Raw genomic sequence first — 13,838 nt, 5'->3', positions numbered from 1 at the left:
ACCTTTCAGAGACAGAAACAAGGAGGCGGAATGCGTTTCGGACGTACTTCCAAAGCTATTGGTGTCGCGGCTGTTGCAGCCCTGGCCCTGAGCGCCTGCGCGACTTCGGGCGGCGGAAATTCCCCTGAAGGCACGGGCGAGTCCACCGCGGCCGCAGCCGGCGGTTCAATCAGCGTCGCTGAGACCAACGCTTTCAGCTCATTCAACTCGGATTCCGCCACGGGCAATGTCGACATTAACGGCAAGATCGCCTACATGACGCACGGCGGTTTTTACTACGTTGACAATCAGCTCAAGGTGGTACGGAACGAAGAATTCGGCACCTACGAGAAGGTCTCGGATGACCCGCTCGTGGTGAAGTACACCGTGAACGAAGGCGCTAAGTGGTCGGACGGCAATGCCGTTGACGCCGGCGACCTGCTGCTGAACTGGCTGGTCGAATCGGGCTACGCCAATGACGCCAAGACGGACGAGGAAGGCAACGTCACCAGCGGAACGAGCTACTTCGACTTCGCCGGTGACACCAGCGGGCTGGGGCTGACCGAGATTCCCGAGGTCGGCGATGACGGCCGTTCGATCACCCTGACGTACTCCAAGCCGTTCGCCGACTGGGAGATCGCTTTCGGCGGGCTCAATGACGGCGGCATCGGCCTGCCGGCCCACGTTCTGGCCGAAAAGGCCGGCTTGGCCGATGAGCAGGCGCTCGTCGACATCATCCAGGGCCTGAAGCGTGGAAACCCCGATGAGCCGGCCAAGGAGAACAAGGACCTGAAGGCCGTCGCCGATTTCTGGAACACGGGCTTCGACACGAAGTCGCTGCCGACCGACGAGTCGCTGTACCTCTCCAGCGGTCCGTTCGTCGTCGATTCGATCACTCCGGATCAGTCGATCACCCTGGTCCGCAACGAGTCCTACACCTTCGGACCGCAGCCGGCCGTTGATGAAGTGACCATCCGCTTCATCGGTGCTGCCCCGGACCAGGTCAGCGCCCTGAAGAACGGCGAGGTGGACATTATTGCCCCGCAGCCTTCGGCCGACACCGTTGAACTGCTGCAAGGCATCGAGGGCGTCACCGTAGATGTCGAGGACCAGCTCGCCTACGACCACATCGACCTGAACTACACCGGTGTGTTCAAGGACGACAACGTCCGCGAAGCCTTCATGAAGGTCATTCCCCGCCAGGCAATTGTTGACCGGATTGTGAAGCCGCTTAAGGCCGACGCCGCGCCGCTGGATTCGCAGTTCTTCGTGCCGGCCCAGGATGCCTACGAGGCCTCCGCGGCCAGCAACGGCTCCGGGGACTACAAGGAAGCGGACGTTGAGGGTGCCAAGGAGCTCCTTGCCGGCGCCACGCCGGAAGTCCGGATCATGTACAACAAGGACAACCCCAACCGTGCCGACGCCTACGCGCTGATCCAGGAGTCCGCTGAGAAGGCAGGCTTCAAGATTGTCGACGGCGGCTTGGGCGCCTCCGACTGGGGTGCGGCGCTGGGCAACGGAACCTACGACGCGACGATCTTCGGCTGGACCTCGCCTGGCGTGGGTGTATCCGGCGTACCGCAGATCTTCAAGACCGATGCCGGCTCCAACTTCAACGGCTTCTCGGAACCGGCAGCCGACAAGCTGATGGACGAGCTGATCGTGACCACCGACTCGGCCGAACAGGACAAGCTCGTCACCCAGATCGACAAGCATGTCTGGGATTCCTTCTACGGACTCCCGCTGTTCCAGTCCGTGGGCCTTGATGCCTACAACAGCGACCGCATCGAGGGCGTGAAGTACCAGCCGAACCAGACAGGCGTCTTCTGGAACTTCTGGGAGTGGAAGGTTAAGTAACCTTCAAGCCTGATCCTAGGCAAGAGCATGCAAGGCGTCGGGACCCTGAATACCTCGGTCCCGACGTCTTGCAGCTTTTATGATCCATTTCCTGCCACAAGTAGTTGGGTTTTCCCAATAGTCGTCAGCCTTCGACTGCATTACGCTCATTTGTGACACCGAGGGATCAACAAGACTTCCAGAACCACATCAGCGAGGTTGAAAAACGCTATGGTGACCTACATTGTGCGGCGGCTTTTTACCGCCGTGCTTATTCTCCTGGGTGCCTCCTTCCTGGTCTACCAATTGACAGCTCTGTCAGGTGACCCCCTCCACGACCTGCGCGAAAGTAATTCGCCCAATAAAGAGCAGTTGATCCAGCAGCGGATCGCGCTCTTGGACCTCGGGACGCCCGCCCCGATCCGGTACTTCGGCTGGCTGGCCGGCGCGGCCAAGTGCGTTGTTCCCTTCGTCGGCCAGTGCGATTTGGGTTATGCGTTGAACGGCCAACCGGTCACCGAAGCTCTGGGCCGCGCCATGGGAATGACGATTCTGCTGGTGACTGCTGCGGCGGTACTCGCCATCGTCATCGGCGTTTCACTCGGTATTGTCACGGCGCTGCGCCAATACAGCGGGCTGGACTACGGCGTCACGTTCATGGCGTTCCTCTTCTTTTCGCTTCCGGTCTTTTGGGTTGCCGTGCTGCTGAAGGAATTCGGTGCCATCGGGTTCAACAATTTTCTCCGGGATCCGAGTATTCCGGTTTCGTCGATTCTGATCATCGGAGTAGCCAGTGCCGCGGTGTGGTTCGTCTGTGCCAAGGGAACTTACCTGAGGAAACTCGGGATGGCAGGCATCGGCTTCCTGCTGGCCGCCGCGGTCATATGGGGCCTGTCGGTGACCCAATGGTTCAAGACACCGGGCCTTGGCTTGGTCGTCATTGTTATCTGCGGCGTTGCGATCGCCTTCGGCATCACGTTGCTGGCTGCCGGCCTGAAAAACCGCAGGGCCCTTTATGCCGCGCTGATCACCGTGGGCATCGGCACCGTCATTTACTTCCCCATCCAACAACTCTTGGCGCAAGCCACTGGGCTGATGATCTTCCTGCTGGCCCTTGCCACCGTCCTGATCGGCTTGGCCGTGGGCTGGCTGATGGGCGGCTACGACCGGCGGCAGAACATGAATGCTGCCGCCATGACCGCGTTCCTGGTCGGCGGCCTCATCCTGCTGGACCGATACATGCAGGCCTGGCCCGCGTACTTCAACAACGGCAGAATCAACGGGCGGCCCATCGCCACCATCGGGTCCGAGACGCCGAACCTGCAGGGGGACTTCTGGGTCCACGGGCTGGATACCTTCACGCACCTGTTGCTGCCAACCGTTGCCCTGCTGCTCATCTCGTTGGCGTCCTACAGCCGCTACGCACGCTCGTCCATGCTGGAAATCATGAACATGGACTACATCCGTACGGCCAGGGCCAAGGGCTTGAGCGAAAGGACAGTGGTCATGCGCCACGCCTTCCGCAACGCATTGATCCCCATCGCCACGATTGTTGCTTTCGACATCGGCGGTTTGATTGGCGGTGCCGTGATTACCGAGCAGGTGTTCGCGTTTGCCGGTATGGGCCAGCTGTTCATTCAGTCCTTGGACCGAGTCGATCCCAATCCTGTGATGGGCGTTTTCCTGATCACCGGCATTCTTGCCTTGGTGTTCAACCTAGTCGCGGATCTGGTCTACTCCGCGCTTGATCCGCGAGTGAGGGTAAAGGCATGAGCACCACGTCAACGAAACCCGTTGCCGCAACTGACGAGAACAAAGCAGGCCTAAGCCAGGGCCAGATTGTCCGTCGGCGCTTCCTCGGCAACACCGCCGCCGTGATCAGCCTGGTGGTTTTCGCCCTGATCCTGCTGATCGCCTATTCATCGAGCGGAATGTTCGGGCTGCCCGGATGGTGGAAATACACGCACAACGGCGTCAACGACTTGGTCAATGGCGGCCGGCCCACCCTGCAACTGTTCCCCTTGGGCCTGGGCGAGCACCCGTTCGGCCAGGACCGGTTGGGCCGTGACACTTTTGCCCAGACCATGCGCGGGGTCCAGATCTCGGTGGCGGTCATGTTCCTCATTGGCCTGGTGGGCGGGGCCATCGGTGTTGTAATCGGTGCAATGTCGGGTTACTTCCGCGGCTGGATTGAGACCGTGCTGATGCGGTTGACCGATGTCGTGATCGTGATCCCGCTGATCATCATTGCGGCCGTGATGGGTCAGGTGGCGGGGCGCGCCGTAGGCGCCGATGTCCAGCCGTACTTCCTCGGTCTGTTCGTGGGCGCCGTGGTCTGGACCGGCCTGGCACGCTTGGTGCGCGCCGAATTCCTGTCCCTGCGGGAGCGGGAATTCGTCGACGCTGCACGGATCGCCGGCGCGTCCAACGCCCGCATCATCTTCAAGCACATCCTGCCGAACGCCGTGGGCGTCATCATCGTCTCGGTGACCCTGAGCATGTCTGCGGCGATCCTGCTGGAGACCAGCCTGTCCTACATTGGGATGGGGGTTAAGGCGCCGGATGTGTCGCTGGGCTCGCTGATCAGCCAGAACCAGGAAGCATTCCAAACCCGTCCGTGGCTGTTCTGGTGGCCGGGTCTGTTCATCGTGGCGATCTGCCTGTGCATCAACTTCATCGGCGATGGGCTGCGCGACGCTTTCGACCCCCGGCAGAAGAAGTTCAATGCCAAAAGAGCGAAGGCCGCCGCGGTTTCCGCCCACCCCGAGACCGGAACCACCCAGACGACGGGCGTCTAAGATGCGAACCCGACGCTTCCCCGGCCGGACGCGGCCAGGCTCAGTTGGCCAGCGTCACCGCACTGAGAACCACCAGCGCGGTTCCGGCGGCAAGCAAAACCCAATTCGGCTTACGGCTCACCGGGACGCGGTCCGCCTCACCGATGCTGATCCTGTCCGCGGCCAGAAGCTCCGCCCAGCGTTTCCGGACCTGGTAGGCTGCTGCGCCGGAATCCGAGTTCGCCAGATCGCCCGGGCGGATCGACTGCGCCGGGCCGTATGTGGTCTCCGGAAGCCCTTGGACGTGATCGGTGCGGGCACGGTGGACACCGAACATTCCGGGAGCGGGTGCGGCCCACGAGCTGTACTTGCCGCGAGGGGTCACCAAGGTCAGTGCGTACTTGGTGTCAACGGTCACCAGGGCGTTCCAGGGCACGGAGATGGTCCGGACCGGGTTGCGCAGCACCACCCCATGGTCGCCGATAACCACCGCGGGGTACCAGGCCAGCCACCACGTCACGTAAGCGATAGTCAGCAGCGGCCAGGAGCCGAGCAAGCTGTCCGTCCCGTGCGTCAGCACCGAGGACGCCAAGCTGATTGCCACGATCGCCCAGACCACTCCGGTGAACCAGATTGCGGAGCGCGGACGGAAGACCGTGGAGCTGGCAGCAGCAGACGTTGTCATGCCCCCATAGTTTCAGGACTGGCCACCAGTTCTCCACTAGCATCAACCAACTGCGACAGGTTGGAAGGGAAAGACCAGCTATGACTGAAATCATCGATCCGACGCTGCCGGTAGGAAGCGTGGAAACGGCTCGCAGCTCAGCACCCGTCCTGGAGGTGACCAACCTCAGCGTCGATTTCGGCGTGGACAAGGAATGGGTACCTGCCGCGATCAACCTCACCTACGACGTCAAGGCAGGCGAAGTCCTCGCCATCGTGGGCGAATCCGGTTCCGGCAAGAGCGCCAGTTCCATGGCGCTGCTGGGCCTGTTGCCGTCCAACAGCCGCGCGACGGGGAGCGTCAGGCTCAACGGTCGGGAAATCCTGGGCCTGAGCAGCGCCAAGCTCCGGCAAGTCCGCGGCAACGATGTTGCAGTGATTTTCCAGGAGCCCATGACGGCGATGAACCCCGTGTACACCATCGGGTTCCAGATCGTGGAAACGCTGCGGCTGCACAATGCCATCTCGCCGGAGGACGCCAAACAGCGGGCGCTGCGGATGCTGGAACTGGTCGAGCTGCCCGACCCGGAAAAGGCCTTCCGGTCCTACCCGCACCAGCTTTCCGGTGGCCAGCGGCAGCGCGCCATGATCGCCCAGTCGTTGTCCTGCGATCCCAAGCTGCTGATCGCCGATGAGCCCACCACCGCGCTGGACGTCACCGTCCAGGCCGAAATCCTGGATCTGATGCGCAATCTGCGCAATAAGCTGGACAGCGCCATTGTGCTGATCACGCACGACATGGGCGTGGTGGCCGATCTGGCGGACAAGATCGCCGTGATGCGGCGCGGCCGGATCGTGGAGACCGGAACCGCGGTGGAGATTTTCAATAATCCGCAGCATGAATACACGCAGGCTTTGCTGGCCGCCGTGCCGCACCTGGGCGGAGGCTCAGAAAACGACGCCGAAGTGGACATCACAGCGGCCTTGGCCGCGGCGACCGGCGCCTCACTCAGCATCAACGAGACCGAGCTGCAACGGCGCGAACGCGAGAATGCCGAAGCCCTGGCACAGTCGCTCCATGACGTGGCCAGGGGCGAAGCCGTGCTTGAACTGGCCAATGTGGCCATCGAATACCCCAAGCAGGGGCGCGTCCCGGCTTTCCGCGCCGTGGAAGGCGCCAGCCTGTCCATCTACCCGGGCCAGGTTGTTGGCCTGGTGGGGGAGTCCGGCTCGGGCAAAACCACCATCGGGCGCGCCGCCGTGGGGCTGCTGCCCGTCGCGGAGGGCTCGTTGCGCGTGGTCGGGCAGGAAATCGCCGGTGCACGGCCCAAGCAGCTGCACACGCTGCGCCGGCAGGTGGGCATGGTGTTCCAGGACCCATCATCCTCGCTGAACCCTCGGTTGCCGATTGGCGAGAGCATTGGCGAACCCATGTACTTGGCCGGCGTGGCCAAGGGGGCCGCGCTGCAGCGGAGGATTGAGGCACTGCTGGACCAGGTGGAGCTGCCGCGGGCCTACCGCAACCGCTATCCGCACGAACTCTCCGGCGGCCAGAAGCAGCGCGTTGGCATCGCCCGGGCACTGTCGCTGGAGCCCAAGCTGATGGTGGCAGACGAACCCACGTCCGCACTGGACGTGTCGGTCCAGGCCACGGTGCTGGAGCTGTTCCAGAACCTGCAGCAGGAACTGGGCTTCGCCTGCCTGTTCGTGACGCACGACCTGGCCGTCATCGACGTGCTGGCCGACCGCATCTGCGTCATGCGGCACGGCCGGATCGTTGAGCAGGGCACCCGGGACGAGATTCTGCGCAACCCGCAGGAACTGTACACCCAGCGGCTCCTGGCGGCCGTGCCACTGCCCGATCCGGAGAAGCAGCGCGAGCGCCGCGAGCTGCGGGCCCTGCTGCTGGCCGCCGGCGACTGACTCCAACGAATTCCGCCATCCATAGTGTTGCGCCCCTGCCCATGGCGAAATGACGGGCAGGGGTTCAGCCCCATCCGGTCGGTGCGCTCAGCCGAGCGCACCGACCGGGCTACCGTTCACGTCAGGAGTGTCAGTGGTCCGCAGCATGAACATCGAGGCGATCGAAAACGGCATCGGCGTCAGCTGGTCCACGGTTGAAGAGTTCCTGGCCGGCATCGGTGCCGCAACGCTCAGCCACAAGGACATTGCCCTGGCCTTGAATGAGTCTGGTTTGGCTGAGGGATGGTGGGCGCAATCGGCGACCATTGCCTTCGAACAGCAGATCGGCCGGCGCCAGCCGGGCCAGGACTGCGACGGCGAGTTCCAGACCTCGGTGAGCAAGACGGTACGCGGCAGCATGGACGAGGCGCGGGATCAGTGGGTTGCCATAGTCGGCGGAGCGGAGGAATTCTCGGGCATAGTGGTCACCCGCGGACCCGAGTTGAGTGACACCGCAAAATGGCGTTACTGGCGCTGCGGCTTGGCGGACGGCTCCCGGGTCAATGTGCACATCTACGAGAAGGCCGCAGGAAAGGCTTCCGTCGGCCTACAGCATGAACGGCTTGAGTCGGTCGAGCAGCTCGATCACTGGCGGGCCTTCTGGAAGGCCAAACTCGGCGAGCTGGCCTGACCGCGGCCCTTGCGCCTCGACGCCGGAGAACTAGCGGGACCCTGGCTGGTCGCTGAAGCAGAGCGTGGACTCCCGCGGTCGCGGACGCCCTTCCAGACGAGATCCAGCAGGAGCGCTGCGGCCAGGATGACCACGAAGGCGATCGCGGTCTTCGGCTCGTCCACCAGCCGGGCCGGCTGCCTCCGCTGAGTCGACGACGTGCGCTTGGTGGAGGCATCATCCACAGGGGGTGAGAACCCCGCTCTGGCTGGCAGCTGATGAGTAGCTGGTGGGTCGCTGCATAGTCCCTTGGTGCACGGACCGACGGCCCCGGTACCGGCGAAGAGCCGCAGAAACCATTTCCTGCGTGGAGGGAGGCCCCCGGTCGGATCGGAGGAAACCCGCAGGTACTCTTCCGCCGGTCTGAGCTGCGGCAGAGTTCATCCTGCTCGGGGGATGCCGGACGACCCCAGGTTCTGCGACGATCCTCAGCATCAGATCGGTAACTCGACGCCACGGGTCAGAACATTGGGTGCCGTGAAGTGCAACGTCGAGGCGATTACCTGGAGGTGGACACCGTGGACATGCGGTTAAGTTTGGATCCTCACGGGTCCGCATGGCTGCGGGCAGCGATGCCCGGGCCGAGGAGGTCTTGATGAGTGCCGCCGATTCTTCAGACGGCCGCGCCAGCGCTTCGGGCCTGCCCGCGGCTAAGCCTCCCGCCGTCGCCTATATCTCGTGGGTCGCGCTGGCACTCATGACCACCGCTTCGGTGGCGAGCCTCAGGCCCTCGCCGACCATGGCGGTCTACGGGCTGGCTGCGGTCTTCTTATACCTTGTGCCGGCGATCGTGTTCCTGCTGCCGACCTCGCTGGTCTCGGCGGAGCTGGCGTCGGGGTGGAAGGGCGGTGTGTACAACTGGGTGGCCAAAGGCATTTCCAAGCCCATGGGCTTCCTCGCCGTCTGGTGCCAGTTCGCGATGACCATCTTCTACTATCCGACGCTTCTCGGGTTCGTCGCTTCGACGCTCGCCTACGTGATCAATCCCGACCTCGCTAGCAGCGGCCCATGGACCGCGCTGGTGATCATGGTCTGCTACTGGTCAGGCGTACTCATCTCGTCCCGCGGCACCAAGGGCGTCGCTGGCCTCGCCGGCGCCGGCCTGATCATCGGAACGCTGATTCCCGGAACCTTACTGGTGCTGCTCGGTGCTGTCTTCCTTGGTCAAGGGAACCCATCGGCGGCACCCATGACCGCCGCCAACTTCTTCCCGGAGTGGGCCGGCCTCGCCAGCCTGGTGCTCATCGTCAACAACTTCCTGTCCTACAGCGGCATGGAAATGAACGCGGTGCACGTGTCCTCGCTGCGCCAGCCCGCCAAGGAGTTCCCGAAGGCGATCTTCCTCTCGATGGGTCTGGTGCTGCTGATCTTCATCCTGCCGGCGCTGGCCATCAGCTGGATCGTTCCGGCCGACCAGCTCTCGCTCACCGCGGGGGTCATGCAGGCGTTCGACGCGGTGCTCGCCGTGTTCAGCTGGCAATGGCTCACCCCGATCATCGGCATCGCGCTGGTAGCTGCCTCCCTCGGCGGTATGCTGACCTGGCTCGCCGGGCCCTCGAAGGGCCTGCTGCTCATCTCCCGGCAGGAGGGGTATCTTCCCCCGTTCCTGCAGAAGCTGAACAAGAACGGCGTGCAACAGAACCTGCTGGTGACACAGGGGGTCGTGACCACGGTGATCGCCCTCGGCTACGCGCTCATCCCCAGCGTATCGAGCGCCTACTGGATCTTCTCCGTGATCACCACGCAGGTCTACCTGATCATGTACCTGCTCATGTTCGTGGCGGCCGTGCGACTGCGGCGCAGCCACCCCGACCACCCCCGCGGATACCGCGCCCCGATGCTCGTCGGCCTCTGCGGAGTCGGCTTCGCGGCATCGCTCGCCGCGCTGCTCGTCGGGTTCATCCCGCCGTCGCAGTTCGGCGGCGGCAACCCGTGGATCTACTTCGTGATCGTCGGCGGCGGCGCACTTGGCCTCGGACTGCTCATACCGTGGCTGTTCTACCGGTTCCGGAAGCCGTCCTGGAAGTCGCCGGACGCCGCCAGCGAGTCGGAGGAGGCAGCGGCATGAGCACTGTAACCGAGCAGCAGAGTCCACGCCAACGATCGGTGATCTACGTGGTGGTGACGGTGGTCCTTGTCATCCTTGCCGCGTGGGCTGTGGTTGCGTTCAGCACCGCACGCGAGAGCCAGCGGGCCGAGGAGAAGGCCACCGAACTCGTTCAGGTACTCAAAGACGCCGGCGCGACAGCTGCGCCCGCGCCGGAGGTCGTGGCCCGTGTGCTCGGCGACGACGGCGGCTCCGTCTGCGCCAATCCCAACCGGGCACTCAGCCGCTCGACGCTCTACGGACTGCTCACGAACGGTGCAAGCGGGCCCGGGATCCGCCCGGTCTTGGTGGACAACGCCCTCTTCCGCGGGCAGTTGGCGATCATCAAGGTCTATTGCCCCGATGAACTAAAGGAGTTCCAGCAGTTCGTCGACAGCCTCGAAACGACCGACTCGGCGAACGGATGACCATGGACCTGCGCGCCCGGATCAGCGAACTCATGGCGACCGTGCGTGCGGAGCTCTCGGAGCTGGTGGCCATGCAGTCGGTAGCCGACCCGCGCCAGTTCCCGCCCGAGGAATGCATGAGGACGGCGGAGTGGGTACGCGACAGGTTCACCGCGCTCGGTTTTGCCGATGCGCGTCTTGAACTCACCCCGGACGGGAGCCACGCCGTCGTCGGGAGGCGCATCGCCGCAGACCCGGACGCCCCGACGGTGTTGCTCTACGCGCACTATGATGTGCAGCCGCCGCTCGATGAGTCCGCGTGGCGCACACCGCCGTTCGAGCTCACCGAGGTTGGCGGCCGCTGGTACGGACGCGGGGCAGCAGACTGCAAAGGCAACATCGTGATGCACCTGCTGGCGCTGAGAGCGCTCGGCGACGACATTCCGGTGAACCTGAAACTCGTCGTCGAAGGTTCCGAGGAACAGGGCACCGGAGGCCTTGAATCCTTCGTGGAAGCCAACCCCGATGTCCTGCGCGCGGATACGATCCTGGTCTGCGACACCGGCAACGCGGCGGTCGGGCGACCCGCGGCAACCGTCAGCCTGCGCGGCATGGCGAACGTCGTCGTCACCGTGCAGGCACTAGCCTCCGAGGTGCATTCGGGCATGTTCGGCGGGCCGGCACCCGACGCGCTGGCCGCCCTCATCGAGATGCTCGCCGACCTCCGCGACGGGAAGGGCAACACGACGATCGCGGGGCTCGGCGCGACCCGTTCATGGCAGGGCGAGCCATATCCGTCCGAGCAGTTCCGCACCGACGCCGGCGTGCTCGACGGGGTGGAACTGCTCGGCGACGGAACGGTCTCGGACATGCTGTGGGCGCGGCCCGCCGTGACGGTTCTGGGCATCGACTGCCCTCCAGTGACGGGCTCTTCGGCCGCGATCGTGCCGCGTGCCGCCGCTCGGCTCAACCTCCGGATACCGCCGGGTACGGACGCTAACGAGGCCCACGACGCGTTGGTCGCGCAGTTGCGTGACACTGCCCCTTGGGGCGTGAATGTGGACGTGCGGACCGAAGCGATCGGCTCTCCGTTCGAGGCGTCCGTCGACGGACCGGGGTTTGGCGCGATGGGTGCGGCGATGCAGGAGGCGTACGGCACCCCGATGACCATGCTCGGGCAGGGCGGGTCCATCCCGCTGTGCAATGTGCTCGCCGATACCTATCCGGAAGCGGAGATCATCCTGATGGGTGTGGAGGAGCCGCTCGCGCTCATCCACGCACCGAATGAAAGCGTGGACCCCGGGGAAATCGAGCGTTTGGCGCTGAGTTTGGCGTTGTTCCTGCGCGGCTACGGCGCCTGACCCGCGGCGCGTGAGGCCGGGTTAGTGGTGCCGCCATCGGATTCGGATCCGGTCTCCGTTAGGCCATCAGTGGTACGCCGGATTACAATGGAGTGCCTACCCGCATCCGGGCACGGCGCTGGCTGTCCGATATTAGGCCCAGGTTCCATGTAATCCACGGAAGAGTAATCCCGCATGTCTGAAACCACCGCATCGACGCAGAGCGCCGTTCGCAGCGACCTTCGAAACGTCGCCATCGTAGCCCACGTCGACCACGGGAAGACCACCCTCGTGGACGCCATGCTGAAGCACACAGGTGCCTTCTCCAGCCACGGCGAAACCGAAGAGCGCGTCATGGACTCCGGTGAACTGGAACGTGAAAAGGGCATTACCATCCTGGCCAAGAACACCACCGTGTTCTACTCCGGCCCGGCCGCCCAAGGCGAGACCATCACCATCAGCGTGATCGACACCCCGGGCCACGCCGACTTCGGCGGCGAGGTGGAGCGCGGCCTGTCCATGGTGGACGGCGTGGTCCTGCTGGTTGATGCTTCCGAGGGCCCGCTGCCGCAGACCCGCTTTGTGTTGCGCAAGGCGCTGGCCGCCAAGCTCCCCGTCATCCTGGTGGTCAACAAGACCGACCGCCCGGACGCACGCATCGACGCCGTCGTTGCCGAGGCGATGGACCTGCTGCTGGGCCTGGCTTCCGACCTTGCCGACGAAGTCCCCGATCTGGATCTGGACGCCGTCCTCAACGTTCCCGTGGTCTATGCCTCCGGCAAGGCCGGCCGCGCCTCGCTGACCCAGCCCGCCGACGGCACCCTGCCGGAAGACGAGGACCTGGAGCCGCTGTTCGCCACCATCATGGAGCACGTTCCGGCCCCGTCCTATGATCCGGAGGGCGTGCTGCAGGCCCACGTGACCAACCTTGACGCTTCCCCGTTCCTGGGCCGTCTGGCGCTGCTGCGCATCTACAACGGCACCCTGCAGAAGGGGCAGACCGTGGCCTGGGCCCGCCAGGACGGACAGTTGAAGAACGTTCGGATCTCCGAACTGCTGGCCACCAAGGGACTCTCGCGTGTTCCGGCGGAATCCGCCGGCCCTGGCGAGATTGTCGCCGTCGCCGGCATTGAGGACATCACCATCGGTGAAACCCTGACCGACGCCGAGAACCCGCAGCCGCTGCCGCTCATTACGGTGGACGATCCGGCCATCTCGATGACCATCGGTATCAACACCTCGCCGCTGGCCGGCAGGGTCAAGGGTGCCAAGGTGACCGCCCGCCAGGTCAAGGACCGGCTGGACAAGGAGCTGGTGGGCAACGTCTCGCTGAAGGTGCTGCCGACCGAGCGCCCGGACGCCTGGGAAGTCCAGGGCCGCGGCGAGCTGGCGCTGGCCATCCTGGTGGAGCAGATGCGCCGCGAAGGCTTTGAGCTGACCGTGGGCAAGCCCCAGGTGGTCACCAAGACCATCGACGGCAAGGTCCACGAACCGATGGAGCACATGACCATCGACGTGCCCGAAGAGTACCTCGGCGCGGTGACCCAGTTGATGGCCGCCCGCAAGGGCCGGATGATCAACATGGCCAACCACGGCACCGGTTGGGTTCGGATGGAATTCATCGTTCCGGCCCGCGGCCTGATCGGCTTCCGCACCCGCTTCATGACCGAAACCCGGGGTGCCGGCATCGCGGCCTCCATTTCCGAAGGCTACGAGCCGTGGGCCGGGCCGATCGAGTACCGCACGAACGGCTCGATGGTGGCCGACCGGTCCGGCGTGGTCACTCCCTTCGCGATGATCAACCTGCAGGAACGCGGCTCCTTCTTCGTGCAGCCCACCTCGGAGGTCTACGAAGGCATGATCGTCGGCGAGAACTCGCGCGCCGACGACATGGACGTGAACATCACCAAGGAAAAGAAGCTCACCAACATGCGTGCCGCTTCCTCCGACAGCTTCGAGAACCTCACTCCGCCGCGGACCCTCACGCTGGAAGAGTCCCTCGAATTCGCCCGCGAGGACGAGTGCGTCGAGGTCACTCCGGAGGCGATCCGCATCCGCAAGCTGGTCCTGGACGCCAACGAGCGGCTCAAGGCCGCCCGTGCGCGCGCCAGGGCATAA

Annotated in this window: 10 protein-coding genes; 9 read left to right on the top strand and 1 reads right to left on the bottom strand. The window is 64.4% G+C overall.

The window, feature by feature from the left end:
• Positions 1 to 30: 30 nt before the first annotated feature.
• The 3 genes from ACWF5H_RS14665 (at position 31) to ACWF5H_RS14655 (ending at position 4,613) form a co-directional block, all read left to right on the top strand.
• A complete protein-coding gene (locus ACWF5H_RS14665; protein WP_364648054.1) occupies positions 31 to 1,836 on the top strand; it encodes an ABC transporter family substrate-binding protein in 1,806 nt (601 codons plus the stop codon).
• A 210-nt stretch (positions 1,837 to 2,046) separates the two neighbouring features.
• Positions 2,047 to 3,588: an ABC transporter permease gene (locus ACWF5H_RS14660; RefSeq protein WP_452037700.1), complete on the top strand. Its 1,542-nt coding sequence runs from the start codon at positions 2,047 to 2,049 to the stop codon at positions 3,586 to 3,588.
• Positions 3,585 to 4,613, top strand: a complete 1,029-nt coding sequence (locus ACWF5H_RS14655) for an ABC transporter permease (RefSeq protein ID WP_364648060.1) — start codon at positions 3,585 to 3,587, stop codon at positions 4,611 to 4,613. Before ACWF5H_RS14660 ends, ACWF5H_RS14655 begins: the two co-directional genes overlap by 4 nt.
• 40 nt (positions 4,614 to 4,653) lie before the next feature.
• On the opposite strand, the gene ACWF5H_RS14650 is transcribed toward ACWF5H_RS14655, so the two are convergent.
• Entirely contained in the window at positions 4,654 to 5,277 is a 624-nt protein-coding gene (locus ACWF5H_RS14650; protein ID WP_452037698.1) for a PH domain-containing protein, read from the bottom strand.
• A gap of 80 nt (positions 5,278 to 5,357) precedes the next feature.
• Here ACWF5H_RS14650 and ACWF5H_RS14645 point away from each other — a divergent pair, with 80 nt between their 5' ends.
• The 6 genes from ACWF5H_RS14645 (at position 5,358) to typA (ending at position 13,838) form a co-directional block, all read left to right on the top strand.
• Positions 5,358 to 7,178, top strand: coding sequence for an ABC transporter ATP-binding protein (locus ACWF5H_RS14645; RefSeq protein WP_452037696.1), 1,821 nt, complete (start codon positions 5,358 to 5,360; stop codon positions 7,176 to 7,178).
• A gap of 133 nt (positions 7,179 to 7,311) precedes the next feature.
• Complete coding sequence (locus ACWF5H_RS14640; protein ID WP_452037694.1) at positions 7,312 to 7,848, top strand: hypothetical protein; 537 nt, start codon at positions 7,312 to 7,314, stop codon at positions 7,846 to 7,848.
• A 634-nt stretch (positions 7,849 to 8,482) separates the two neighbouring features.
• Positions 8,483 to 9,955: an APC family permease gene (locus ACWF5H_RS14635; protein WP_452037693.1), complete on the top strand. Its 1,473-nt coding sequence runs from the start codon at positions 8,483 to 8,485 to the stop codon at positions 9,953 to 9,955.
• The gene (locus ACWF5H_RS14630) at positions 9,952 to 10,401 is read left to right on the top strand and encodes a hypothetical protein (RefSeq protein ID WP_452037692.1); all 450 of its coding nucleotides are present in this window, start codon (positions 9,952 to 9,954) and stop codon (positions 10,399 to 10,401) included. Before ACWF5H_RS14635 ends, ACWF5H_RS14630 begins: the two co-directional genes overlap by 4 nt.
• Positions 10,398 to 11,741: a M20/M25/M40 family metallo-hydrolase gene (locus tag ACWF5H_RS14625; protein ID WP_452037691.1), complete on the top strand. Its 1,344-nt coding sequence runs from the start codon at positions 10,398 to 10,400 to the stop codon at positions 11,739 to 11,741. Before ACWF5H_RS14630 ends, ACWF5H_RS14625 begins: the two co-directional genes overlap by 4 nt.
• A 174-nt stretch (positions 11,742 to 11,915) precedes the next feature.
• Positions 11,916 to 13,838 carry a translational GTPase TypA gene (gene typA, locus ACWF5H_RS14620; protein WP_364648082.1) on the top strand — a complete coding sequence of 641 codons (1,923 nt, stop codon included), beginning with the start codon at positions 11,916 to 11,918 and terminating at the stop codon, positions 13,836 to 13,838.

The organism is Arthrobacter sp. NPDC055138, from assembly GCF_053607305.1.
Note: the sequence above shows the minus strand (reverse complement) of the source record. Positions and strands in the feature narration are given on the sequence as shown.